The organism is Actomonas spartinae, from assembly GCF_051209155.1.
Classification (GTDB): domain Bacteria; phylum Verrucomicrobiota; class Verrucomicrobiia; order Opitutales; family Opitutaceae; genus Actomonas.
The window spans coordinates 1,426,935-1,451,542 of the sequence record NZ_JBPJGB010000002.1; the positions used below are offsets into that span (position 1 = coordinate 1,426,935).

General features: G+C 65.0%; 18 protein-coding genes. 7 read left to right on the plus strand and 11 right to left on the minus strand.

Annotation, left to right across the window (positions count from 1 at the left end; translation table 11 throughout):
- Positions 1-102: 102 nt before the first annotated feature.
- From AC0MRV_RS13520 to AC0MRV_RS13540, 5 genes are all read right to left on the minus strand, one after another.
- On the minus strand, positions 103-2,658 hold the full coding sequence (locus AC0MRV_RS13520) for a TonB-dependent receptor plug domain-containing protein (RefSeq protein WP_472765013.1): 2,556 nt from the start codon (positions 2,656-2,658) through the stop codon (positions 103-105).
- Positions 2,659-2,795: 137 nt separating this feature from the next.
- Entirely contained in the window at positions 2,796-3,794 is a 999-nt protein-coding gene (locus AC0MRV_RS13525) for an ABC transporter substrate-binding protein (protein ID WP_472765014.1), read from the minus strand.
- Positions 3,761-4,552: an ABC transporter permease gene (locus AC0MRV_RS13530; RefSeq protein ID WP_472765015.1), complete on the minus strand. Its 792-nt coding sequence runs from the start codon at positions 4,550-4,552 to the stop codon at positions 3,761-3,763. The genes AC0MRV_RS13525 and AC0MRV_RS13530 overlap by 34 nt, the downstream gene beginning before the upstream one ends.
- A complete protein-coding gene (locus tag AC0MRV_RS13535; protein ID WP_472765016.1) occupies positions 4,549-5,322 on the minus strand; it encodes an ABC transporter ATP-binding protein in 774 nt (257 codons plus the stop codon). The genes AC0MRV_RS13530 and AC0MRV_RS13535 overlap by 4 nt, the downstream gene beginning before the upstream one ends.
- A 20-nt stretch (positions 5,323-5,342) precedes the next feature.
- A complete protein-coding gene (locus AC0MRV_RS13540; protein WP_472765017.1) occupies positions 5,343-6,230 on the minus strand; it encodes a tetratricopeptide repeat protein in 888 nt (295 codons plus the stop codon).
- A 143-nt stretch (positions 6,231-6,373) separates the two neighbouring features.
- Here AC0MRV_RS13540 and AC0MRV_RS13545 point away from each other — a divergent pair, with 143 nt between their 5' ends.
- The 5 genes from AC0MRV_RS13545 (at position 6,374) to AC0MRV_RS13565 (ending at position 10,231) form a co-directional block, all read left to right on the plus strand.
- Positions 6,374-7,123 (plus strand): cupin domain-containing protein, encoded by a 750-nt coding sequence (locus AC0MRV_RS13545; RefSeq protein WP_472765018.1) that lies wholly within the window; start codon positions 6,374-6,376, stop codon positions 7,121-7,123.
- 11 nt (positions 7,124-7,134) lie between these two features.
- Positions 7,135-7,569 (plus strand): Dabb family protein, encoded by a 435-nt coding sequence (locus AC0MRV_RS13550; RefSeq protein ID WP_472765019.1) that lies wholly within the window; start codon positions 7,135-7,137, stop codon positions 7,567-7,569.
- A gap of 107 nt (positions 7,570-7,676) precedes the next feature.
- Positions 7,677-8,915 (plus strand): tryptophan synthase subunit beta, encoded by a 1,239-nt coding sequence (gene trpB, locus AC0MRV_RS13555; RefSeq protein WP_472765020.1) that lies wholly within the window; start codon positions 7,677-7,679, stop codon positions 8,913-8,915.
- 54 nt (positions 8,916-8,969) lie between these two features.
- The gene (locus tag AC0MRV_RS13560) at positions 8,970-9,323 is read left to right on the plus strand and encodes a four helix bundle protein (protein ID WP_472765021.1); all 354 of its coding nucleotides are present in this window, start codon (positions 8,970-8,972) and stop codon (positions 9,321-9,323) included.
- A 53-nt stretch (positions 9,324-9,376) separates the two neighbouring features.
- On the plus strand, positions 9,377-10,231 hold the full coding sequence (locus tag AC0MRV_RS13565; protein WP_472765022.1) for a YicC/YloC family endoribonuclease: 855 nt from the start codon (positions 9,377-9,379) through the stop codon (positions 10,229-10,231).
- Between the two features lie 20 nt (positions 10,232-10,251).
- Here AC0MRV_RS13565 and AC0MRV_RS13570 read toward each other — a convergent pair whose 3' ends face one another.
- The 4 genes from AC0MRV_RS13570 to ileS all read right to left on the minus strand — a co-directional run bounded on the left by AC0MRV_RS13570 (position 10,252) and on the right by ileS (position 17,391).
- A complete protein-coding gene (locus AC0MRV_RS13570; protein ID WP_472765023.1) occupies positions 10,252-12,594 on the minus strand; it encodes a TIR domain-containing protein in 2,343 nt (780 codons plus the stop codon).
- 87 nt (positions 12,595-12,681) lie between these two features.
- The gene (gene lspA, locus AC0MRV_RS13575; protein WP_472765024.1) at positions 12,682-13,263 is read right to left on the minus strand and encodes a signal peptidase II; all 582 of its coding nucleotides are present in this window, start codon (positions 13,261-13,263) and stop codon (positions 12,682-12,684) included.
- A gap of 37 nt (positions 13,264-13,300) precedes the next feature.
- Positions 13,301-14,584 carry a TraR/DksA family transcriptional regulator gene (locus tag AC0MRV_RS13580; RefSeq protein WP_472765025.1) on the minus strand — a complete coding sequence of 428 codons (1,284 nt, stop codon included), beginning with the start codon at positions 14,582-14,584 and terminating at the stop codon, positions 13,301-13,303.
- Between the two features lie 23 nt (positions 14,585-14,607).
- Entirely contained in the window at positions 14,608-17,391 is a 2,784-nt protein-coding gene (gene ileS / locus AC0MRV_RS13585; protein ID WP_472765026.1) for an isoleucine--tRNA ligase, read from the minus strand.
- Positions 17,392-17,655: 264 nt separating this feature from the next.
- Here ileS and AC0MRV_RS13590 point away from each other — a divergent pair, with 264 nt between their 5' ends.
- Complete coding sequence (locus AC0MRV_RS13590) at positions 17,656-20,478, plus strand: beta strand repeat-containing protein (RefSeq protein WP_472765027.1); 2,823 nt, start codon at positions 17,656-17,658, stop codon at positions 20,476-20,478.
- A gap of 57 nt (positions 20,479-20,535) precedes the next feature.
- Positions 20,536-22,137: an ATP-binding protein gene (locus AC0MRV_RS13595; protein WP_472765028.1), complete on the plus strand. Its 1,602-nt coding sequence runs from the start codon at positions 20,536-20,538 to the stop codon at positions 22,135-22,137.
- Here AC0MRV_RS13595 and hemG read toward each other — a convergent pair.
- The gene (gene hemG, locus AC0MRV_RS13600; RefSeq protein WP_472765029.1) at positions 22,134-23,507 is read right to left on the minus strand and encodes a protoporphyrinogen oxidase; all 1,374 of its coding nucleotides are present in this window, start codon (positions 23,505-23,507) and stop codon (positions 22,134-22,136) included. The genes AC0MRV_RS13595 and hemG overlap by 4 nt on opposite strands.
- A 61-nt stretch (positions 23,508-23,568) precedes the next feature.
- Positions 23,569-24,597, minus strand: coding sequence for a uroporphyrinogen decarboxylase (gene hemE, locus AC0MRV_RS13605; RefSeq protein WP_472765030.1), 1,029 nt, complete (start codon positions 24,595-24,597; stop codon positions 23,569-23,571).
- Between the last annotated feature and the right edge of the window lie 11 nt (positions 24,598-24,608).

Here is a 24,608-nt window from a genome sequence, read left to right on the forward strand (position 1 = left end):
ACCCGAGAATCACCTAAGTCGTTATAGAATAGGATCAAGTTGTGGTGGAGAGGGTCGTCGATTGTAACCTATTAGGTTACAATCGGGTCTGACCGGGTCGGCTTAGAAGCGGTGGGTGAGGACGAGTTTGGCCTCGGGGCCGGGGGCTTTGGTGAGCAGGGTGTTGGCGCCGAAGACGGGTTCGGCGCCGGTGTAGAGGTCAGCGTCGTTGAGGTTGCTGCCGTGGATGGCGACCGACCAGTCGGCGTTTTCCCAGCGCAGGGAAGCGTCGATGGTGGTGGCGGACGGCAGGCGGAGCGTGCGGTCGAAATTGTGCCAGTAGGCCTCGCTCCAACGCAGGCCGGCGGAGAGGGAGAAGCCGGCGGGCAGCCCGAGCGTGGCATGGAGCTTGGCGGTCACTTGCGGGAAACCCGGGTATTCAAGATTTGGATTGGAGGCGGGCGCGGAGTAGGGACCGTAGCCGGGTGGCGGGGCGATGCCGGAGAAGTTGTGGTTCAGCTGGCCGGCGTAGAGCGCCCATTGCTCTGCGGTGAGCGGAATGGACCGGAAGCCGAGCGGGTTGTCGCGGTTGACGGTCTGGCGGCCGATCGACGCGATGACGGCGAAGCGCTCGCTGGGGGCGTAGGTGAGTTCGGCCTCGAGGCCTTTGCCGTGCAGCAGTTCGGCGGCGTTTTCGCGCACGCTGAACGCGGTCTGTTCCCACTGATAGGCGGCGAGGGTGGCGAAAAGGGTTTCGCTAAGGGCGCTGACTTTCAGGCCCACTTCGTCGAGTTCGTTGCGGGCGAAGTTGCCGCGGCCGATGATGGCGCCGCCGTCGATCGGATCGATGGAGGTGCCGCGCTGGACAGTGGCGTAGAGGCGGACGTGATCGGTGAGCGACCAGACCGGACTGAAGCTCACGCTGGTAAAATTCTTGTCGTCGGAAACCGGGTCGCGGCGCGGGTCGTTGGCGGGCACGCGGTCGACGCCGTCCGGGTAGTTGGTGTCGTAGGGTGCGTGGGTGGCGACGAAGGAAAGATAGGTGGTCAAGCGCTCCAAGGGGTGGCTCTCGGCGTAGGCGAAGGCGCTGAGCTGCCAGAGGACGGAGTGGGCGTTGGCGCCGCCTTGCGAGGTGGGCGACCAGAAGTTGACGCCGTTGGGATCGGTCTGCGATCCAACGGGAATGACGGAGTTGGGCGAAACGTCGGGGCGGGTGATGTCGCGGCGGCTGAAGGGTTCGTCGAAGAAGTCCTGCAGCATGGTCGAGTCGGTGCGACGGGCGGAGCTGCCGGCGGTGAGCGTGGTGCTGAGGAAGTCGAGCTCTTGCTGCCAGGAGGCCTTGGCCTCGAGCACGAGTTGGTCGGTGCTCACGGCGTAGCCGTAGTTGGACCGCTTGTTGGTGTGGATGTAGTCGAGCAGAAACTGGGCGCGGAACACGGCGCCGGAGGCGCGGCGGTTCACGAGGTCGGCGAAGGTCAGCAGGTTGTCGGCGTCGGCGAAATCATCGTCGGCCGCGAGCACGGTGCGCGCGGCGATCGGGGCGGTGAAGACCCGGCCGCCGGCGGCGAAGTAGGCGGGCGTGTATTGAAAACCTGATGACGTTTGCGCGATGGTCGCGAGGTCGGCCGCGTCGATGCCGGCGTAGGCGGTGGCGCGGTCGGCCGGGTCGGACAGGTCGAGCATGGCGTCGCGCTGGGCGGCGGTGATAAAACCGTCAATGAGGCCGGCGTTGATCACCTCGGCGGGGACGACGAGGGCCGGATTGGCGTAGAGCGCGTAGCGGTTGGCGCGCCCGTCCCAGGCGGAGGAGGCGATGTTGATGGGTTCGCCGATGACGTAGCGGCCGTCGTCGATGAGCTGTTGGGTGGGACGGTTCCAGCCGGCGTTTTCGTTGGACTTGAAGCGGAAGGCCTCGGCGCCGGTGAAGAGGGTGGTGTCGGCGGAGAGCTGGATCTTGATGGCGCCGTAGAGGGACAGGAAGTCGTTGCGGACGCGATCGTAGGGGGCGGCGGCTTTCTGGCCGGTCAGCGAGACGCGATAGGCCGCCGGTCGCTCGCCGAGCAGGAAGGGCGCGCCGGTGTCGAGCTGCGCGCGGTAGTCGTCGTGCGTGCCGACCTCGAGGGTGAGGCTGGAGCGGGTGCGATCGAAGTAGGGCGACTTGGGCAGGAGGTTGGTGTAACCCCCGGCCTGGGAGGCGCCGAAGTGGGCGGGGGCGGGACCTTTGACGAGGTCCATCGCCTCGAATGAACCGAAGGAGAGCGGCATCTCGTTGCGCTGGTAGGCGCGTTGTTGGCCGTTGAAGAATACGCCGCCGGTGGCGCCGCGGAGCACGGGCGTGCCGGGGACGCCGTAATAATTGATCTGCTGGGTGCCGGCGCCGATTTTGCCGAGATCAGCGAAGTCCTGAATGTCGAAACGGGCCATCAACTCCGGCGTGAGCACGGTCACGGCGCGAGGCGTATCGAGCACGGATTGCTCGCCAAAAACCGAGGCGACGGGCCGCGAAGTCGGCAGGATGTCGCCCGAATCGGCGAGGGCGGATTCGGTCGCAATGAACTCTTCCAAGGTCGTGACCGCGTCGTCGGCCGGCGCGATCCCCTGGGCGCCGAGGTGCATGGCGGAGCCGAGCGCGAGCAGAAGTGCCGCTTGGTTAAGGTGGTTACGGATTTCGATTAACATTGCAGATGGTTGGCGTCGGCAAGGACGCCGTTGGCGAGGGACGTAAAAGGCCCACGTTGAACAAAATCGCCCCGCGCGGGCGAGCGGTTTTTTGGGGCCTGACCGCGGTGGTCGAAGGCGGTTTTGGCGAAACCGCGCTACCTGTGGGGAAGGAATTCCAGCGTCGCGTAGTCGGAGAGCGGGAGCGATCGGCTGAGCACACCAAGTTCGTGCAGGAGTCGAGCGTGGGCGTCGAGGCGGGCGGGATCGAGCGCACCGATCGATTCGCCGGCCGCGGGTTCGCCGGTCACGAAGTGGTCGCGAATCATTTCCGCGTGGGAAAAGGCCATTTGCTCCGGCGTCATGTGGTCGTTCTCGGCCGCGATGCGCGCGTGGGCGGGCGCCGGGTCACCGTGCATGTAGTCGGTCCAACCGCGTAGCGAGGCGGCGACGAAGGCGCGCGTGATATCCGGGTGGGCCTCAGCGTAGGGGCGATGTGCGACAATCACGCGGTAGGGATCGTAGCCAGAGTCGGCCAAGAGGAGGGTTTTCACCGCCACGCCCTGTTGTTCGAGGCGAAAGGGTTCGTCGGTCACGAAGCAGGCCTGAATGAGGTTCGGGTCGGCGATGAAGCGGGCGAGGCCGAAGCTCATGGGCATGAGGTCGAACTCGATGTTGTAACGCTTTTTTAGATACGGAATCCAGGCAGAGCCCGGGTAGGCCATGACGGCGCGACCATGGAGATCGGCGAAGGTGTTGACGGGGCTGTCGGCGTGCAGGAGCAACGCCTGCGGATCGTGCTGCATGAGGGCGGCGACGATGAGCACGGGCAGACCCTGCTCGGCGGCGAGCATCATGTCGTCGCTGCGACCCATGGAGAAGGCGACCTGGCCGGCGGCGACCTTTTGGGTGGGTCGGCCGCCGGGGCCACCGGGCCTGATTTCCACGTCGAGACCGGCTTCGGCGTAATAGCCTTTTTCGGCGGCCTGGTAGAAACCGCCGTGGGCGGGCTCGGGAAACCAGTCGAGCTGCAGGGTGACCTTGGTGGGCAGGGGCTTGCTGTCCGGCGAGGTTTCTGACGGCGCGGGTTCGCGACTGCAGGCCGCGAGCAGCGCGGCGAGGGTCAGGAGTCCGAACGTTCGTAGGAATCGTGCCATTGGTGGAGGCAGAACCACGACACGCGATGCACGATGAGCACAAACACAAATCCGATGAGGCAGCCGCAAATGACCGTCGCGATGAGGTCGGCCATTTTGTTCTGTGCACCGTAGATGAGGATGAGGAACCCGAGTCCGGCGCCGCCGTTGGCCGAGGAGCCGGCGGAAAAATCGCCGACAATCGCGCCGATGGAGGCGAGGATGCCGGAGATGCGCAGGCCGGTGAAAAAGTAGGGCATCGCGGCGGGCAGACGGAGGCGCGTGATCTGTTGCCAGCGGCTGGCCCGGTAGAGGGCGAAGAGGTCGACCAGTTTGCGGTCGGTCGAGATCAGGCCCTGCGTCGTGTTCACCACGATGGGGAAAAAGCAAATGAGGAAGGTGATGATCGAAACCGACGGCAGGCCGGGGCCGACCCAAATGACGAGCACCGGGGCGAGGGCGATCACGGGCATCATTTGCAGTGCCATCAGATGCGGGTAGAGGCTGGCGCGAATGAGGTTGCTCAGCGACATGAGCATGGCGAGGGCGACCGCGATGAGCGTCGCGCTGCCAAGTCCGATGGCGGCGCCGAGCGCGATATTGAGCGAAGCCTGCAGGAGGGTCTCGTAATTGGCGATGAAGGCGCGGACGACGTCGTGAGGCCACGGCAGCATGAACTGTTTGGTCGGCGGCAAACTGGCGCGCACGCCATACCAGGCGCCGAGGAAGGCGAGGGCGGAGCAAAGCGGGGCGACGAAGCGGAGCGTCTTGGCGTTCATGCGGACGCGGTGGTTTCGACAGCGTGGAGCAGTCGGGACAGTTCATCGCAGAGCTCGTGGAAGCGCGCGGATTCGCGGGTGGCGGCGGTGCGCGGGTAGGGCAGGTCGACGGTGACCTCGTGGGCGATGACGCCGGGATTGGCGGCCATGACGATGACGCGGTTGGCGAGGAAGACGGCTTCGCTGATGGAGTGCGTGACGAAGAAGGCGGTCCAATCTCCCTGTTCGCGCAGGGCGAGCAATTCCTCGTTGAGGTGGTTGCGCGTCATCTCGTCGAGGGCGCCGAAGGGTTCGTCGAGCAGCAACAGGCGCGGTTCGACGGCGAGGGCGCGCGCGATGGAAACACGCATCTGTTGCCCGCCGGAGAGCTGCCGGGGATAAGCGTCGGCGCGGTTGGCGAGGCGCACGCGTTCCAGGCAACGTTGCACCGTGGCGGCGCGTTCGGCGGCGGGCACACCGCGCAGGCGCAGCGGCAGCTCGACGTTGGTGGCGACCCGGGCCCAGGGCATGAGGGTGGGTTCCTGGAAAACGTAGGCGAGTTCGGTGGCGTGATCAGCCGGGGGACGTCCGGCGATGGATAGTTGGCCGGACGAGGCTTGGCTCAGCCCCGCGATGAGGCGCAACAGGGTGGATTTGCCGCAACCGCTGGGGCCGATGATGGCGACAAAGTCGCGCTCGTGGGCGGAAAAATTGATGTCGGACAGCACGACCGGACCGTCGCCAAAACGTTTGGTGAGGGCATCGAAACGGACAGGTGGCGCGGTGGACACGAGCGGAGTGAGTGGGGGGATCAGGCGGTCGGCAAGGCGGCGAGCTCTTCCTGGATGCGCGACTCGTTGGGCATGAGCGCGAGGGCTTGTTGCATGGCCTCGCGGGCGGCGGCGATTTCACCGAGCCGGGATTGGATCTGGCCGATGCGCCACCAGACGTAGGCGGGCGGGGCGCCCTTGTCGGGGGCGGGCAGCTCCAGGCAATGGCGGAGGGCGGCGAGGCCCCGTTCGAGCTCGAGGCCGGACTCGGCGGCGCAGCGACCAAATTGGAAGAGGGCAAAGTAGTTGTCCGGCGCGCGGTCGAGGATGCCGCCGAGCGTGGTGAGTGCGCCGGCGTGGTCGTCCTCGGCGCGCTGCAGATTGGCGCGGGCGAATGCGCCTTGGTCGGGATCGCGTTCGGCGATGGCGTCGGCTTGGGCGTAGGCCTTGCGCATGCTACCGCCGGCGATGCCGGGGGCGGCGGCATAGAACTCCAGCAGGCCCTGGCGGAACATGAGGTTGTCGGGCGCGAGCTCGACGGAGCGTTCCATCGCCTTGCGGCCGCGGTGAGCCTCGCGCAAGGCACCAAAAGACGTGCCGAGGGTGCCGGCGTAGAAACTGGCGGCGGCGCCATATTCAAACTGCAGCTCGGCGTTCTGCGGTTCCAGTTCCACGGCGCGCTTGAGGTAGTCGACCGCCAGTTCGCGCTCGCGGCGTTTGGCGGCGAGTTTTCCAAGGTGAAGCAGAACGGTCGTGTTGTGTGGTTCGGCTTCGAGCAAGGCTTCGAACCTGGGCTGCGCCTCGGCGTAGCGTCGCGCGTCGAACAGCTCCCGGGCGGCGGTTAGCTCGCTGACCGAATCCGCGCGCAAGCCGCCGCACACGGCAACGAACACAAGAAACACGGTGAGGGGACGGAGGGAGGGCGGCACGGGCGGACTGTGTTTGGGCGGTGGGCGGGAATCAAACGAAGTTTAACGATTCGCGGGAAGCGTCGAGCGGTGGCTTGCGCGAAGCGGGTGGCGAGGGGTTCGCTGGTCGCACCCCGCCCATGAAACCCCTGCTCGTTTGCCTTATGTCTTTAGCGTTGTTGTCGGTCGCCAGTGCGGGGGAGAGGCTGACGTCGGGTGTTTGGCACTGGTCCTCCCTGACGGCAGAGCGAACGGACACGGGCGAGCGCCGGGAGCTGTTTGCCGGTGAAGGGGCGGATGCCGCGAAGATCCTGGTGCACGCGACGACTTTGAACCCCGGGCTCGCGCCGCATGCCCCGCACACGCATGACGACATGGAGGAGATGATCGTGGTGAAGGAAGGCCGGCTCACCATCACGGTCGGCGATCAGACCAAGGAGGTGGGACCGGGCAGTGTGGCGATTGCGTTGGCGGGCGATGCGCATGGTTGGACCAACCGGAGCGACGCGCCGGTCACGTATTATGTTTTACGTTACAAGAGCCGTTGGGGGTTCGACGCCGACGGTGATCCGGCGAAGCGTTTGCGGTCGGCGATCCATGACTCGGAGGACGTGGATTTCTCGGCCAATCCGCGCGGTGGCTGGCGGGGGTTTTTCAACGGCTCGACCGAAACTTTGCGTTTATTCGAACTGCACGAGACGACTTTGGTGGCGGGGGTGCAAAACCACCCGGTGCACACTCACGCGGCCGAGGAGATGGTGATCATGTTGGAAGGCCATGTGGACCTGCAGATCAACGGGAAGAGTCACATCGGCAAACCGGGTGACGTATTCTTCGTCGCAGCCAACGATCCGCACACCCTGTTTACCCACGGCAGGGAAAAATCGCGTTACTTCGCGTTTCAATGGCGCTAAGCCCGATCGCGATGGAATCACCTGATCACAACCTGTCGCGCCGGGCGTTTGTCGCCGGCACCGCGGCGGCCGGCGCGATGTTCGCGGTTGGCGCGCGGGCGCAACCCACCTCAAGTTCCCTTTCCACCATGCAAGATACCGCCCTCGTTCATCACGTTTTCTTTTGGCTCAAAAACCCCGAATCCAAGGAGGATCTCACGGCCCTGTTGGATGGTATCCGTGGTTTGGGCGCGATTCCCCAAGTGAAGGGACTGCACGTCGGCGTGCCGGCCGACACAGAGAAGCGCGAAGTGGTGGAGAACAGTTACCACGCGTCGGAGATTTTGCTCTTCGACAGCCTGGAGGATCAGGCCGCCTATCAGACGCACCCGCTGCACCAGAAGTTTGTCGAGGACCACTCGCACCGCTGGGAAAAGGTGGTGGTGTTCGATACGGTGAAGGCCTGAGGCCGGCAGCAACGCGGTCCGGAGGTCCGCGTCCACCTTTGCATGGAGCTCAGCGTGCAAATCCGGTTTGCCAGCGGGCGCGGGCGGCTTCCACTGTGATCGTTCCCATGGCCACATCTGCTGACGCTTCCTCCTCCGCGACCCTCGATCGTTTCTCGTTGCCCGACGCGGCGGGACACTTCGGTCCCTACGGGGGCGTGTATGTGCCCGAAACGCTCATGACCGCGCTGAAGGAGCTCGGCGAGGCCTACGCAGTGGCGCGCCAGGACGAGTCGTTCATCAACGAGCTGCGCCATCATTTGAAGGAGTTCGCGGGACGGCCGACCGAGTTGTATTATGCCGCGCGGCTCACCGAGCACTGCGGTGGTGCCAAAATTTACCTGAAGCGTGAGGACCTGCTCCACACGGGCGCGCACAAGATCAACAACGCCATCGGCCAAGCGCTGCTGGCGAAGCGCATGGGCAAACAACGCATCATCGCCGAGACCGGCGCCGGTCAGCACGGCGTGGCGACGGCGGCGGTGTGCGCGAAGTTTGGCCTCAAGTGTCGCGTCTACATGGGGGCGGTCGACATGGAGCGGCAGGCCCTGAATGTGTTTCGGATGCGGCTGATGGGCGCCGAGGTGATCGGCGTCGAGGCGGGTCAGAAGACGTTGAAGGAAGCCATCAACGAGGCGATGCGCGACTGGGTGACCAATGTGCGTGAAACGCACTACATCCTCGGCTCGGCGCTGGGTTCGCACCCGTATCCGATGATGGTGCGCGATTTCCATCGCGTGATCGGGCTGGAGACCAAGGAGCAGATTCTGAAGGCCGAGGGGCGCCTGCCCGACGAAATGATCGCCTGTGTGGGCGGTGGCTCCAACGCGATCGGTTTCTTCTTCGAGTTTTTGCAGGACGAGGCGGTGCGCCTGATCGGCGTCGAGGCCGGTGGCCGCGGTATCACCCGCGGCGATCACGCGGCGCGATTTGAAGGCGGCAAGCTCGGCGTATTGCAGGGCTGCAAGACCTACATCCTGCAGAACCCGGATGGGCAGATCGAGCTGACCCACTCCGTGAGTGCCGGCCTCGATTACGCCGCGATCGGTCCGGAGCACGCGTTCTACCGCGACCGTCAGCGCATTGATTTTGCCTACGCCTGCGACGACGAGGTGATGGAGACCTTCCAGCTCATTTCACGCCTCGAAGGCATCATCCCGGCCCTGGAGTCGACGCACGCCCTGGTGCATGGCGTGAAACGGGCGAAGGAGATGGGTAAGGACGAGATACTGATCATCAACCTCAGCGGCCGCGGTGATAAGGATGTCAATCAAGTAGCGAAGCTGCTCGGCGTTCAGCTTCACTGAACGCCGAGCAGAAATCCCAATGGAGGAAATCCCAAATCCCAACGGAATGAAGCGATGAGCGGACCGGAGGATTTGGGATCTAGAACGGAGCGGTTCGCGCGTGAGGTTCGTGTGTTTGTGAAGACGTTGCCTCGCACGGTGAGCAATCGGGAAGATGTGAAGCAACTGGTGCGAGCTTCCGGGTCGGTGCCGGCAAACTACATCGAGGCAGACGATGCATTGGGTCCGAAGGACAAGCTCATGAAATTTCGCATTTGCCGCAAGGAAGCGAAAGAGTCGCGGTTGTGGCTCTCGCTGGTTGATGTGGGGGATCAGGCGGAGGTGGAAGTCGAGCGGGGGCGCTTGGTCGACGAATCGAAGCAGTTCGTGGCGATCTTTTCGGCGATCATTCAGAAGATCGGCGGGTAAGTATTTGGGATTTGGGATTTAAGCGCTTGGGATTTCTCTTCATGGACTAAGTCATGAAGAGTATGACTGGCTTTGGGCGGGCTTCGGCTCCGTTGGGGGATGGGACCGTGGTGGTGCAGGTGAACTCTGTGAACCGGAAGTCACTCGACCTATCGATGCGTTTGCCGGAGGCGTGGGCGGCGCTGGAGGCGAAAATCGCGGAGGCGGTGCGCAACGTGGCCGCTCGCGGGAAGGTTCACGTGCAAATCGGGCTGGAGGCGGCGAGTGGTGACGAGGCCAAGGTGGGCGCGGCGCTGGAACGATTGCAGCAGCTCGCCGAAGCACATGCGGTGGCGTTCGCGCCGGACGCGCGGTTGATCTGGGACATTGCCAACGATCGCCGGGCCACGGCTGAACCCGAACTCGATGAGGCGGTGGAGGTCGCGGTGCTGGAGGCGGCGGAATCGGCGCTGCGTGAGTTCTCCGCCATGCGGGCGAAGGAAGGGGAAGCGCTGTTGATCGATTTCCTGACCCGGATCAGCGCGCTCAAGAAGCACGTCAACGCGGTCGCCGATCGCGCGCCGCAGGTCGCGCCAACTTACCGGGAATTGTTGTTCAGGCGGCTGCGCGAGGCCGACCTCGAACTCGATGTGTCGGACGAACGCGTGCTGAAGGAGGTCGCACTGTTCGCGGACCGCAGCGACATCAGCGAGGAGCTGACCCGCCTACGCAGTCATCTGCAGCAGCTGGAAACGCTGCTGCGGGCCGACGGTGAAATCGGCCGCAAGGGCGAGTTCATCCTGCAGGAGGTCGGCCGCGAGATTCACACCATCGGCAGCAAGGCCAACGATCTGGAAATCTCGAAGCACGTCATCGAGCTGAAGAACGAGCTCGAGCGCGTGCGCGAGCAGATGGCCAACGTGGAGTAAGCTCGGGTTCGAGCCCGAACCTATTCGAGCGGGATCGGGGCCCAGGCAGCGTCGTCGGCGAGGAGGGCTTGGAACTCCGGGCTCTCGCGGATGCGGTCAGGGAAATCGGCGCCGAGGAAATCCCAGCGAGAGAAGCGCGTGCCTGGGTAGGGGAGGGCCTCGCGCACACGGGCGGCGGCCTCGGCTGGCGTGCCGAAGAACGCGGCGAGGTAGATACGGGTGGTGCGCCAAACTTGTCCGTCCACGGCGTCGTTGAGCGCCTGAAGGGTGGTTTCCAACCACGCCTGTTGCTCCTTGGCCTTGGCTTCGTCGCCGGACACGGCGTAGGCCGCCAGCAGGTCGGACCGCAGGCGGATGTTGTCGGGCTCGGTGGCGATCTTTGGTTCCAGCAGTGCGATGAGTTTTTCCCCGAGGCGGCGGGCCTCCTCCGCATTGCCGCGATTGAGCTGGATAAAGGCGCGTTGGCGCAAGAGCTCCTCTGGCTCCATGACATCGGGCGGTGCCGCCAACAGCGCCGTGCACCGATCCCAGTCTCCCGTCTTGTTGGCCAGATTCATCCGGCCAAACCAAAGGGAAGCGGGGACATCGGTGGTGATGCTCTCATAGGGGGCGAGGGACTCGCGCAGGGGTTCGAATGACTCCGTGAGCTTGCACTTCAGCTGGGCCAGCGCGCCCCTATCGCGGAGGTTTTCCGGGAACATCTGCACCAGCTGTTCCTGGGCGACGATGGCGCGATCGAAGTGGCGCATCATTTCGTAGCTGCCGGCCAGAGCGCGCAGGACGGAAACATTGCGGGGGTCGAGGGAACGCGCCTTTTCGAGGTGGGTGATGGACTCGGCCCACTTGCCCTCCCGGCGGCGGATGAAACCCATGGACGCGATCGCATCGACGTTGTTGGGCGCGACATCCAGCACCTGTTGGTAGTAGTGGGCGGCACGGGTGTAGTCGCGGTGGGCGTAGTAGTGGTAGCTGCCGGCGTTGATCAGGACCTCAAGGTCCGTCGGGGCGAGGTCGAGGGCCTTTTCAATCGCGTTTTTGGCGAGCTCAAGACGCTCCTCGGTCCGGTCATAGTTCCAGAAGTGAGACTGGGCGTGGAGCACGGCGAGATAGGACCAAGCTTGGGCGAACGTCGGGTCGAGCGCGAGGGCGTGCTGGATGAGTTCGATGCTCTTTTGCACGCGATTCTCGGTGTTGCCGTCGCGGTCAGTGAGTTCCCGCTCCCGCAGGTAGAGTTCGTAGGCGGCGGGATTATCAGTGGGTGCTTGAGCCAGCGACTCCTCTTGCTGATCGGTGAGGGCGATCTTGAGGGCGGCGGCGATGGCCTTGGCGAGTTCGCCTTGGATGGCGAAGATGTCCTTGAGCTCGCGGTCGTAGGTCTGCGCCCAGAGGTGCTCGTCGTTGCTGGCGTCGATGAGCTGCGCGGTGACGCGCACCCGATCGCCGGCGCGGCGCACGCTGCCTTCGAGCAGGGTGCCGACCCGGAGTTCCTCGGCGATCTGCCGCACGGGTTTTGCGGTGTTGCGATACTGCATGACCGAGGTGCGGGACACCACGCGCAGGTCGCCAATGAAGGAAAGATTGGTGAGCAGGTCTTCGTGAATGCCGTCGGCGAAGAAGGAACTGGCCGAGGGGTCGTCGCTCATGTTGACGAAGGGCAACACCGCGATGCTGCGGCGGTCGGCGCCGGGGGCCTTGTCCGGCTCAGCGGCGTCCTGCGCGGTCGGAGGGGCCGAATCCGCGGCCAGGTTCGGGGTGATGTAATCGGAACCGTCGCCGCCGAAAATCGCCACGCAGGCGGCGGCGATCACGACGACCATGACGACCAGCGCCCACACGGGCAGACCGCGTTTGGGGGGGGCGGCTTGTGGGGCGGGTGTAACGGCGGGGCGCGGCGGACGTGAGTCGGTCGCGATCGGATTGGCCGTTTGAGCACCGGGCGACGCGAGACGTTTCACCTGTTCAACAAAGGCGGTGGAGGGCTCGCCACCGGGCAGTCGGCTCCACTGGGCCTTGGCGAAGGACTCGGGGACGGTGGCTTCGTATTCCGGCGTGTCGTCGATGACCACCGGCACGATGAAAGCTTTGCCCGGCGCCATGAGGTGCGAGCGGTCGTCGGCCAATTTCCACTCGAGGCGAAAGTAGGCCTCGTCGCGGATTTGCGTGGTCCGGGAAATGACCGGAACGAACAGGCCGCAGGCCTTGATCTGGCTGCGGATCTTGCTGTCCCACTGGTCCCCGCCGCGCAGTTCGTTCTGATCAAACCAGACCTCCAGACCAAAGGCGCGGAGCGAGTCAGCGATCGCCCGCGCGGCGTCCGCGTCCTCGTGGGCGTAGCTGATGAATATGGGGCAGGAGCTGGGCATGGGCGAACCGACGGAGGCCAAACCTGTTAAACCGCGTTCACAAGTCGAGGCTAAGGCTCTTAGCAGGTTGCGAGCCGAAGCGAGCGTTTAACTCGTGGTCTCCTTCGACTCCGCCGGCTGGCGCAGGGTGTGAATCATGTAGAGGCCGACGCCAATGCAGATCCCGCTGTCGGCGATGTTGAAGGTCGGGTAGATGTAGTCGCCGAAGTGGAAGTCGAGGAAATCGACGACGTGGCCGTAGGCGACGCGGTCGATGAGGTTGCCAATGATGCCACCGCAGAGCAGGCCGAAGGCCCATTGCACCATGCGCTCGCGCAGGCCGAGGCTGTGACGCCACCAGAAGATCGCGCCGAGGGTGAAGATGGCGAGCAGGGCGAGCACGGTGGACTGGCCGGTGAAGAGGCTCCAGGCGGCGCCGGTGTTGCCCACGTGCACGAGATGGAAGAAATCCTCAATGACCGGAATGGCGCCGTGGTAGAGGTGGTAGGTGCCGAGCGGCATGCGCTCCACGATCCAAAATTTGGATACCTGGTCGAAGACCAGGGTGGTGAAGCCCAGAATCCACAGCAGGCGGTAGGCGGCAAAGCGGGCCAGCCAGCCGCGGGCGGGCGGCTGGCTGGAAGGGAGAGCCGGGTTGGCATCCGGCAAACGAGAATCGGAGGCGCTCACCGCGCGAGGCGGCGGTCAATGCCGCCGCGACGGAGGTTTAATCGTCGTCGCTGGTGTCGCTGAGGGTCGGACCGTCTTCGCCCATTTCGCCAAAGAGGCCGGCCTGGGTGCGCACGCGATGACGGTTGCGCTCCAGTTGCTTCTGGGCCTCGGCGGTGTAGCGGGTGAAGGGCACGGCCATGAGGCGATCCTTGGGGATGGGTTTGCCGGTGACTTCGCAGACTCCGTAGGTGCCCTTCTTGATGCGCTGGATGGCGGCTTCGATTTCGGAGAGCGCCTCCTGCTCATTGGCGACGAGGGAGAGGGCGAAGTCGCGGTCGAAGGTGTCGGTGCCGGCGTCGGCCATGTGCTGGCCGTAGGAGGAGAGGTCACCGGCGTCGTCCTTGGAGGAGCGCTTCAGGGTCTCCTCGGAGTGCTGGTCGATCTGCCCGGTGAGGGCCTCGCGCAGCTCGAGCAGCGCCTTGTAGTAGCGGCGGAACTTGTCGGGCACCTGCGACGGATCGTCGTAGGTGGCCTTCTTGCCGCCGGCCGGGTTGAAGCCCAGGATGTCGGCCAGCGAAGCGGCGGCGACATGAGTGGGTTTGGCGGCTTTGAGCGAGGCCTCGATGGCGGCCTTTTTCTCGGCGGACTTTTTGGCCTTTTTGGAGGCGTCCTCGACCTCGCGCTTGGCGCTGGTCTTGGCGATCTCCTGCACCTCATCGAGGGAGAAGGCGATGGACTTGGGTCCTTTGGAGCGACCGAGCACGCGACTGCGGAGGGCGTCGCGGGCGGCGGCTTTTTTGGTGGCGGGTTTGGATTTGCCGGTGGAACTCACAGAAGTGGATTTCGATTTGGAGGCGGCTTTCGCCGGGGTTGCCTTGGTCGCCGGAGAAGTCTTCGGCGCCTTGGCGGTTTTCTTAACAGAGGAAACAGATTTCGTGCCGCTCGCCTTGGCCGGGGCCGCTTTTTTGGTCGGAGCCTTTTTCACCGCGACTTTTTTGGCCGGCGCCTTCTTGGCGGCCGGTTTGGCGGCGGGCTTCTTGGCGGGCGCTTTTTTAGCGGCGGCCTTTTTCGGAGCGGTCTTCTTCACGGGAGCTTTTTTCGCCACGGCTTTTTTGACGCTCTTTTTGGCGGGGAGCGACTTGGTGGTTTTGCCGGAGGCTTTCTTTTTGGCGGGAGCTTTCTTCGCTGGTGCTTTTTGGGTCGGCGCCTTCTTCACAGGCGTCTTTTTGGCGGTGGTTTTTTTGGTGGCGGTGGCTTTCTTCGTCGGCTTCTTGGCGGCGGCTTTTTTCGGGGTGGTCGCAGTCTTTTTGGCGGAACGGGGTGGGGTCTTTTTAGCCATGATGGGGAGGGGAGGAGGGAGGATTAGCCGAGGGCCTCCGCGCAGCGGGGGCAGGTTTCGCCTTGAGGAGAGGCGGAAAGGGAGGGCACCCAGCGCCAGCAGCGCGGGCAGCGTTGATCACCGTGCTCCTTGCAGTGCGTGACACCGATCTGCAGCTCGGGGTTCTCACCCGTGGATAGATTCACACGGGAGACAATGAAGAGCTCGGGGAGGACGGCGGCGTGCTTGGCGAGGAGCGCAGTGGACTCGGCGTCGGCCGGGCTGGTAAGGGCCACGGTGGCGTCGAGGGATTTGCCGATCTGCCCGGCCTGGCGGGCCGGTTCAATGGCCTCGGTGACCTGGCCGCGCACCTTCAGAAGGGCGGCGACTTCGGCTTCGAGGTCAGCGTTTTTCCAATCGGCAGGGATGACCGGCCAATCCTGAAGTTGGATCGGCTGATCGGAGAAATCGGTGCCGGTGGTGGCGTGCGCCCACGCTTCGTCGGCGGTGAAGGTCAGCACCGGCGCGAGCAGGCGCACGAGGGTGTCGAAGATCGCGCGAATGGCGGTCTGCGAGGAGCGGCGCTGCGGGTGGTTGGCCGGGAAGGTGTAGAGACGATCCTTGAGGATGTCGTGATAGACCGCGGAGAGCGTGACCGAGCAGAAGTGGTTGCAGAGCTGTAAGACGCGGTGGAATTCGTAGGCGTCGTAGGCGGCGGTGCAGGCCTCGGCGAGCACGGCGGTCTGGTGCAGCGCCCAGCGGTCGATGAGGTCCATGTCGGCCACGGCCACGGTGTTGGTGGCCGGATCGAAATCGAACTGGGTCGAGAGCTGGTAGCGGAAGGTGTTGCGGAAAAGCCGGTAGGCGTCGGAGGCGAGCCCGAGGATCTTGTCCGACAGGGTGATGTCCTGGGTGAAATCCTGGGAGGCGATCCAGAGACGGATGACGTCGGCGCCGTAGTCGTTGATGTAGCGGTCGGAGGTCGGCGGTTTCTCGTATTGGCCGCTCTTGGAGATTTTCTTGCCGTCTTCGCCGACGATGAAGCCGTGGGTGAGCACTGCGCGGTAGGGGGCGGCGCCGCGCGAGATGATGGAGGTCCAGAGCGAGGACTGGAACCAACCGCGGTGTTGGTCGCTGCCTTCGAGGTAGAGGTCGGCGGGCCAGGAGGTGGTGCCCTGGCCGGTGCCGAGCACGGCGTTGTGCGAGGAACCGGAGTCGATCCAGACGTCGAGCGTGTCGCGGCCACAGGTGAGCTCGGCGGCGGTCGGCCAACCGGCGGGCAGCGTCACGCCGTCGAGGATCTCGGTCGGGGTGGCGTCATACCAGAAGTTGGTGCCGCGGGTGGCGATCTTGTTGGCCACGGCGCGGATCACGCCGCCGTCGATATATGGCGTTTTGTCGGGGCCGTAGAAGGCGATGATGGGCACACCCCAGGAACGTTGGCGCGAAACGCACCAATCGGGGCGGGCTTCCACGGCGCCACGAATGCGGGCTTCGCCCCAACCGGGCACCCACTTCACGCCGCCGATGGACTCGAGGGCCTTGGCGCGATGGTTGGCCTCGTCGAGCGAGACGAACCACTGGTCGACCGCACGGAAAATGATGGGCGTCTTGGAGCGCCAGCAATGCGGGTAGCTGTGCGGGTAGCGGGCCTTGGCGAGCAGGGCGTTTTTCTCCGCGAGCAGTTTGAGCACGCCGATGTTGGCCGGGGAGGTCTTTTTGGCGGCGAGGTCCTCCACGGATTCGAGGCAGGAAAGGCCAACGAGTTCGGCGGGCACCTGACCGTCGTCGAGGTAACGACCGTCGTCGCCGACGGGGCAGTAGATCTCGAGCTTGTAGTTGAGGCCGGTGAGATAGTCCTCGGCGCCATGGCCGGGAGCGGTGTGCACGCAGCCGGTGCCGCTGTCGGTGGTGACGTAGTCGGCGAGCACGACCGGCGAGGCGCGATCGATGAAGGGATGGCGCGGTGCGAGGTGCTCGAGTTGTTCGCCTTTGACGGTGTGGATGACCGGCGCGTCGCCCTCGTGTTTGGCGGAGGCGAGCACCTGGTTAAGCAGCGCAGCGGCGACCAAGATGCGTTCGGCGCCGAGGTCGGCGACGACATAGTCGACCTGCGGGTGGACTGCGATGGCTAGGTTGGCCGGAATCGTCCACGGCGTCGTCGTCCAGATGACGACGGAAAGGGGTTTGTCGGTGGGCAGGCCGAATTTTTCCGCCTGCTCGGTCGGCACGGTGAACTTCACCCAGATGGCGGGCGACACGTGGTCCTTGTATTCGATCTCGGCCTCGGCAAGGGCGGTTTCGAAGGGGATGGACCAATAGACCGGCTTCTTGGAGCGGTAGACGATGCCCTGCTCGACGAAAGACGCGAAGGTGCGGATGATGTCGGCCTCGTAGGCGGGAGCCTTGGTCTTGTATTCGCTGGCCCAGTCGGCCTGCACGCCGAGGCGTTTGAACTGCTCCTTTTGGATTCCGATCCAGCGCTCTGAAAAGGCGTCGCAGCGGGCGCGGCGTTCGGCGGTGGAGAGGTCCTCGCCGGCCTCCTGAATTTCGCGAGTGACCTTCTGTTCGATGGGCAGGCCATGGCAGTCCCAACCCGGCACGTAGGGCGTGCGGAAGCCGCGCATGGTTTTGTAGCGGCAGACGATATCCTTGAGCGTCTTGTTGAGCGCGGTGCCAATGTGCACGTCACCGTTGGTGAAGGGCGGACCGTCGTGCAGAATGAAGGTGGGAGCCTCCGCGCGGAGGCTTTGCATCGCCTGGTAGAGATCGAGCTTCGACCAATGCGCCAAGCGCTCCGGTTCCCGCTTCACGAGGTTGGCTCGCATCGGGAAGTCGGTTTTGGGCAGAAGCAGCGTATTTTTCAGGTCTTGCGCCATCCGGAAAACAAAGGGCGCAGAGGCTACCCCGGGCCGGGGGTGAGTCAAGGGCCGCGACGGGGTATTTGTGGGGCGGGCTGAAGCGGAGTTTTGAGACTTGCCGAACCAGGGGTGGTGCCCACGGTGATGCCATCGACCTGCGATTGACCGATCGATGTTCCAGCGGCCCGCGCGCATTGGGGGTTGCGCTTCGTAGACCTTCCGCCCCCCCCGATGAATAAACGTGCCGTCCGAACCGCCCTGCTTGGGGGCCTCGTGTTCCTCCATCTCCTGACTGCCACGCAGGCGCAGTCCGTCGTCTCGACCGAAGCCCAGTTCAATGCCGCGATCGCGGCAGGTCGCGCGGGCGGTTCGAAACACATCGTTTTTGCCAACAACATCACGTCCACCGGCACCCCGTTGGAAGCGATCTCGGGTGGCGGCAGCTGGATCATCGACGGCGCGGGCTACACTTACGATGGCGCCAACGTGAACCAAGGATTCACGGTGTATGACAGTGATGTGACCTTTCAGAACCTGACCGTGCAGAACACGCGGGCGGTGGGCGGTATCGGCGGGTCGGGCGACGCCAGACAGTTCGGCAGCGGCAGTGCTGATGTCTATGGCGGCGGTGGTGGAGGATTGGGCGGAGCCGGCGGTTCGGCCTACGGGGGGGCAAGTCGGTCAGGAGGAGCGGGTGGTCTTGGTCGAGGTGCTGCGGGTGGCGGATATGCCCAAGACGTGGGCGGTGGCATTGTGCCCGGTGCGGGCGGCGGTCAGTTCGGCAAATTGTTGAGCGGCTTCGGTGAATTCGACGTGGCGGACGGCGGTGGTGTCGGGGCGGTGGGCAGTGCGGGTGGTTTCGGTGGTGGCGGCGGAGGCTCGGGCGGTCAGTATTGGGTATCGCACTCGCCTCCGGTGGCGGCGGCGGTCGGAGGGGCCGGCGGTTTTGGTGGTGGCGGAGGCGGTGGTGCCTTGGCCAACGGCGGTGTCGGCGGTTTCGGCGGCGGCGGCGGAGGCGGAGCCTTGGCCGGAGGCGCGGCGGGTTTTGGTGCCGGACAAGGGTCAGCAGGGACCTTCTCGTCCTCCTTTACCAACGGGAGCATTACGGGCGGTGGGTCTGGCGGAGGAGGCCTCGGTGCGGGCGGCGGTATCGCCATCTTCGGCAACGCCACGCGGTCCAGCGTGAATCTCATCAACGTGTCGTTTGATACGACCAATGCCAGTGGCGGCACGGTGAACGCTTTTGCGTCGGGATCGCTTTTACCTTCGGGAGGTGGTGGCGCCGGTTTGGGCGGAGCCTTGTTTGTGATGGGAAACCCCACGGCCGGAGGCGGAGAGTATGTGCTCCACCTGAGAGGTGGCGGTAGCCAGTCCGGTGGGTCGGCGGTCGGGGGCACGGTCAATGAAATTTCCAATCACAACGGGACCGACGGGTCTGGAGCGGGCGCCGGGTTTTTTCTGCAGGGCTTCGGGGTGCTGCGGGTCACCAACGAAGGGGGCGAGAGCTACACGATCGCCAACGCGATCACCGACGAAGTTGGCAGCGGCCTCTCTGGCAACGGCGGCACCAACGGGGTGTGGTCCCTGCAAAAGCAAGGTGCGGGCACCCTCACGCTCAACGGGGTGAACACCCACACCGGCGGCACGGCGCTGACCGGCGGCACGCTCGCCTTCAACGGCGACGCCGCGCTGGGCGCAAGCGGAGTCGGCGTGAGTATCGATAATTTGGCTACATTGCACGCCACCGCCTCCACCGACCTCGAGCGGACGATCACGCTCGGGGGTGGCAGTGCGCGCTTGAGTGCGGCGGACGGGGTGACGCTCGGGCTCAACCAGACAATGCTCGGCAGCGGGGGCATCATCAAAAACGGGGCGGGCACGCTGGCGATCAACACCCCCATGGCCTACACGGGCGGCACCACCGTGGAGGAAGGCACCTTGGTCATGGGCGCGGGCCTCTCCCTGGCCTCGACCAGCGGCATCGGCATCAACGCGGGAGCCACTTGGGACCTCAACGGCCACACGCAGACGGTGGGTGATTTCTCCGGTGCGGGCAGCGTGATCCTGCGCGATGGCGCGGCCTTGTTTGTGAACAACAGCATCGGGTCGGCCGGCTGGGAAGGGGTCATCAGCGGGACGGGTGGTTTCGCCAAGGTGAGTGCGGGGAACCTGATTTTCAGCAGCCAAAACACCTTCACCGGTGGAGTCACGGTGGCGGCGGGCTCGCTGACGGCGCAGACCACCGACGTCATCGCGCAGGCGAGCGGCATCGGCGTGGACGCGGGGGCGGTGTTTGACCTCAACGGTTACGACCAAACGGTGGGCGATTTTTCGGGGGCGGGTTCGGTGACGCTGGGCGGCGCGACGCTCACGGCGGGGCAGAGTCTGCCGACGGCGGACTTCACGGGCGCGATCACCGGCAACGGCGGGTTGGTCAAGACCGGCGCCGGCACGCTGCGCATCACCGGTGCGCAAACCTTTACCGGCACGACCGCGGTCGATGCCGGGCTGTTGGTGGTGAATGGTTCCCTGGCCTCGCTTGCGACGGTGAATACCGGCGGCACGCTGGGGGGAGACGCGACGTTCCATGGCGAGGTGACCTTGAAAGCCGGCGGCATCCTCGCGCCGGGCAATTCGCCGGGCACGATGGTCTTCGCGGACGGGCTCACGATCGAGGATGGCGCGGTGTTCAACTGGGACCTGGGCCTGGAAGGTTCCGATCTGATCATGGTGACCGGCGGGCTGCTTTCCGGCCCCGCCACGAGTGGCGGCGCGACGTTCAACTTCATCAACGGCGAGGACCTCGCCTTCGGGACCTACGACCTGATCAACTTCCAAAGCGCGGGCGACTACGACGATTTTGACGTGCTCGATTTTGTCGTTGGCAGCGGCGCGACGGGTTACGCCTACACCTTCGGCATCAACAACCAGATCCTGCAGGTCACGACCTCGCTGAGCGCGGTGCCGGAGCCCTCGACTTACGCGTTGAGCGTGGGGCTGGTCGCGCTCGCGCTTGGGTGGAGGCACCGTAAACGCCGGATGGTGCGCCGGTAAATTGACAGGTTTTTGCGGCCGGGTTTGGCACGGGCATTGCGGCGGGGCGCGCAATCCATGGAACTCCCGAAATCCCCGTCGAATGCTGACCGGGGCAGCGCCCCGCCGTTTCCGAGCAACTTGGAGCGGTATCAAAGTATCGTCGAAAATGCGGTGGAAGGCATCTTTCAATCCACCCCGCAAGGGCGGTTTCTTTTGGTCAACCCGGCGCTGGCGCGGCTTTACGGCTACGATTCGCCGGCAAGTTTGATGGCGAGCATCGAGGACATCTCCGAGTCGGTGTATGCCGACCCGTCGGTGCGGCAGGAGTTTGTGCGGCGGATGGAGCAGCACGGCGAGGTGCGGGGCATGGAATACCAAGTGCGGCGGAAGGACGGCAGCCTGATCTGGATCTCCGAACACGCGCGGGTCGTGCGGGACGAGCAGCGCGGGCGCCTGCTTTATTTTGAGGGTTTCATTCAGGACATCACCGAGCGCAAGCAGATCGAGCAGCAGTTGCAGCAGGCGCAGAAGATGGACGCGATCGGGCGGTTGGCGGGCGGCGTGGCCCATGATTTTAACAACATCCTGACCGCGCTGGTCGGCTACTCCGAGATCCTGCGTTCGATGGTGAACGACGAAGCGGCCAGCACCTACATCAGCGCCATGCTTGACGGATCGCAGCGCGCGGCCGCCTTGTGCCGGCAGTTGCTCATTCTGAGTCGGCGCCACGCCGTTCTGCCGCAGGTCCTCGAGGTCAACGCGGTGGTGCGCGACATGCAGCGTCTGCTGGAACGTTTGATCACGGAGAACATCGAGTTGAGCACCGCGCTGACGGGGGAGCCCTTGAGCATCCGGGCGGATGCCACGCAGATCGAACAGGTGATCCTCAATCTGGTGGTGAACGCGCGGGACGCGATGCCCAACGGGGGGCGGATCATTATCCGCAGTCGGCAGGTGCGTCTGCCGCACCCGGACCTGCCGGCGATGAGCGGTTTCCCGGACGGCGCTTATGCGGAGGTTGCGGTCAGTGACAACGGCACGGGCATGTCGGCCGCGGTGCAAAGCCGGTTGTTCGAGCCCTTCTTCACGACGAAGTCGGAGGGCAAGGGCACCGGGCTGGGTCTGGCGACTTGTTACAACATCATTCACCAGAGTCGCGGGCAGATCCTGGTGGGCAGTGAGCCGGGGCAGGGCACGACGGTGCGTTTCTTTCTGCCCTTGGTGGAGTCCGCCGTGGTCCGGCGGCCGGTCTTCACCGAAGCGCAGAACGCCGCCCGTGGCACGGAGACGGTGCTGGTGGCGGAGGATGATGCGACGGTGCGCAACCTCACCACGATCGTGTTGGAGGGGCTGGGATATCAGGTGCTGGTGGCGGAGAACGGCGCCCACGGCCTCGAGATTGCCAAGGCGCACGGCTGCCGCCGTATCGACTTGTTGGTGACAGACGTGATCATGCCGCGGATGGAAGGGCGGGAACTAGCCTATTGGCTGCGCGTGGTCGCACCGGAGATGCGGGTGCTGTTCATCTCCGGCTACACTGATCGCGCGACCCTGAGTCCCGGTTCGATGCAGCCCGGGATGGCGTTCCTGCAGAAACCCTTCGGCCCGTCCGCGCTCGCCCGACGGGTGCGCGAGGTGTTGGATGAAACGCTGGTCGGCCCGGCGCCGTCGGCTTAGGCCAGCGCGCGTTGCGCTAGTTTGGCACCGGCGCTGAGGCAGTTGGGCAGCGAGATGCCGTCGCGCACGTGGCCGCCGATGAGCAGGCCGGGGTGCGCGCGTTCGCAGTTCGCGATCGCGTCGAGGTAGCGGCCGTAGCCGAGGTCGTATTGCGGAATGGCGCGCGGCCAGGTGTTGAGGCGGTGGAACACCGGTTCACCGCTCACGCCCAGCAGCTCGCTCAATTCGCGTTTGGCGACGGCGAGCAGTTGGTCTTCCGAGGCCCGCCCGAGGTCCTGGCGTCGCACGCCGCCCATCATGACGGTGAGGGCCACGTGGCCTTCCGGCGCGCGACCGGCGAAGAGCGAGGAAGAGAAGAGGATACCGAGCACCTGGCGGTTTTCCTTCTGCGGCATGAGCACGCCGAACCCGTCGAGCGGATGCGCCACCTGTTCGCGGCGATACCCGAGAAAAAGCGAGGCGACCGGCGGGTAGATGATGTCCCCGAGTTCCGCGAGCGGGCGCTCGCCGAGGGATCCGATGGTGAGCTGGGCCAGGGGGTGCGCCGGCAGGGCCAGCACCACCCGATCAAAATTCTCCGTTTGGGTGGCGCCGTCACGGGCCCAGACGAGGGTCCAGCCGGCTTCGCCGCGCACAAGGTTGGTGACCTTGGCCGAGGTTTCGATCGCACCGGACGGCAGACGCGCGGCGAGGGCGGCGGGGATCATGCCGAGGCCCTCGGTGAAGGAGATGATGGGCGACGGGCCGGAGGTCTCGCCGCGCGCTTTTTTGGCCTTCGCGGCTTTGATCTGACCGCGGATAATCGAGCCGGTTTCGCGCTCGATCTGCCACAGGGAAGGGAAGGAGTATTTGGCCGAGAGTTTCTCCGGGTCGCCGGCGTAGACGCCCGAGACAAAGGGATTGAGGCCGTAGTCGACCAGCTCGTCGCCGAAGTGCGCCCGGATGAAGTCGGCCAGTGAGATATCCGCCGGACGGATACGCGGGCGTTTGAGAATCTCGGCGAAGAGCCGGACCTTGGCGCCGAAGGAAAAGAGCGGCGATTTGAAGAGGCCGGGGGGCGAAGCCGGGGCGGCGACGGGCTGGCCGCCGCGGAGGATGTAGCGGTTCTTGGCCTCGGGGCGGGCGGAGCAACGGGCTTCGTCGAGTCCGAGTTCGGCGATGAGCTCGGTGAGCTCGCGCGAGTTTTCCTGCAGTGAATTGGGACCGGACTCGATGAGCCAGTTGCCCTCGCGTTCGCTGCGGACCGCACCGCCGAGGTGGGGCGAGGCCTCGAAGAGGCGGACCTTGGCGCCGGCTTGGGTGAGGCGGAAGGCGGCGGAGAGACCGGTGGCGCCGCCACCGATGACAGCAATCGAACGAGGTGCGGACATGGGCTGAATCTAGCTTAAAACGGCGCGGTGCGCTGGGCGTTTTTTGCCATTGGATGGCAGCCTACTGCCATGTGGTAACCGTTTCGACGAGGGACTTCATGCACGCAATTTTTGCGCGCGGGGTGATGCCGTGGCCGAGGTTGAAGATGTGGCCGGGCAAGCCGCGCATCGACTCCAGCAGGCGGGTGGCGGAGTCGCGCACGATCTCGGGTGTCGTCTGCATGAGCACCGGGTCGAGGTTGCCCTGCACGGCGACGTTGGCGGGCAGATTGCGACGGGCGATGGCGACGTCGGAGGTCCAATCGATGCTGACCACCCGCACGCCGCTGAACGCCTGATCGGTGAGATGCGGGGCGGTGCCCTTGGCGTAAAGGATGATGGGGAAGTCGGGCGGCATCGCGGCGACGACGCGTTTGATCCACTGCAGCGAGGCGGCTTCGTAGTCGGGGCCGGCGATGATGCCGCCCCAGGAATCGAAGATCTGAATGGCGTCGGCCCCGGCCTCGATCTGCAGCTTAAAGTAGGCGATGAGCGCGGCGGTGAGTTTTTCCAGCAACGCGTCGAACATCGGGCGGTCGGTGTAGAACAGCAGCTTGATGCGCTCGAAGTCCTCGGAGCTGCCGCCTTCGACCATGTAGGTGGCGAGCGTCCAGGGAGAGCCGCCGAAGCCGAGCACGGCCTTGCTGTCGCCGAGTTCGGCGCGGATGAGGCGCAGGGCGGCGGGCACGTAGGCGAGTTTTTCGCCGACGGCGTCGGGACCGGCGAGGGCGTCGACCTGAGCCCGGGTGTCGAGGCGGTATTCCATCCCGATGCCGCCGCTGTCGCGGAAGTGGTAGGGTTGGCCGAGGGCCTCCGGGATGGTGAGGATGTCCGAGAACAGGATGGCGGCATCGAGGGCGAAGCGCCGCAGCGGTTGCAGGGTGACCTCGAGGGCGAGCTCGGGCGTGCGCACCATGTTCAGGAAGGACGATTTGGCCTTCAACTCACGGTATTCAGGCAAATAGCGTCCGGCTTGGCGCATCACCCAGATGGGCGGGCGATCGAGGGGTTCGCAGGCACAGGCCTTCAGAAAGCGTTCACGGGAGGTCATGGGTGGGAGAA

Coding starts and splice junctions, on each gene's coding strand:
- AC0MRV_RS13520 (WP_472765013.1), bottom strand. CDS start 2,658: ATGTTAATCGAAATCCGTAACCACCTTAACCAAGCGGCACTTCTGCTC.
- AC0MRV_RS13525 (WP_472765014.1), bottom strand. CDS start 3,794: ATGGCACGATTCCTACGAACGTTCGGACTCCTGACCCTCGCCGCGCTG.
- AC0MRV_RS13530 (WP_472765015.1), bottom strand. CDS start 4,552: ATGAACGCCAAGACGCTCCGCTTCGTCGCCCCGCTTTGCTCCGCCCTC.
- AC0MRV_RS13545 (WP_472765018.1), top strand. CDS start 6,374: ATGTCTTTAGCGTTGTTGTCGGTCGCCAGTGCGGGGGAGAGGCTGACG.
- AC0MRV_RS13550 (WP_472765019.1), top strand. CDS start 7,135: ATGGAATCACCTGATCACAACCTGTCGCGCCGGGCGTTTGTCGCCGGC.
- trpB (WP_472765020.1), top strand. CDS start 7,677: ATGGCCACATCTGCTGACGCTTCCTCCTCCGCGACCCTCGATCGTTTC.
- AC0MRV_RS13560 (WP_472765021.1), top strand. CDS start 8,970: ATGAGCGGACCGGAGGATTTGGGATCTAGAACGGAGCGGTTCGCGCGT.
- AC0MRV_RS13565 (WP_472765022.1), top strand. CDS start 9,377: ATGAAGAGTATGACTGGCTTTGGGCGGGCTTCGGCTCCGTTGGGGGAT.
- AC0MRV_RS13570 (WP_472765023.1), bottom strand. CDS start 12,594: ATGCCCAGCTCCTGCCCCATATTCATCAGCTACGCCCACGAGGACGCG.
- AC0MRV_RS13580 (WP_472765025.1), bottom strand. CDS start 14,584: ATGGCTAAAAAGACCCCACCCCGTTCCGCCAAAAAGACTGCGACCACC.
- ileS (WP_472765026.1), bottom strand. CDS start 17,391: ATGCGAGCCAACCTCGTGAAGCGGGAACCGGAGCGCTTGGCGCATTGG.
- AC0MRV_RS13590 (WP_472765027.1), top strand. CDS start 17,656: ATGAATAAACGTGCCGTCCGAACCGCCCTGCTTGGGGGCCTCGTGTTC.
- AC0MRV_RS13595 (WP_472765028.1), top strand. CDS start 20,536: ATGGAACTCCCGAAATCCCCGTCGAATGCTGACCGGGGCAGCGCCCCG.
- hemG (WP_472765029.1), bottom strand. CDS start 23,507: ATGTCCGCACCTCGTTCGATTGCTGTCATCGGTGGCGGCGCCACCGGT.
- hemE (WP_472765030.1), bottom strand. CDS start 24,597: ATGACCTCCCGTGAACGCTTTCTGAAGGCCTGTGCCTGCGAACCCCTC.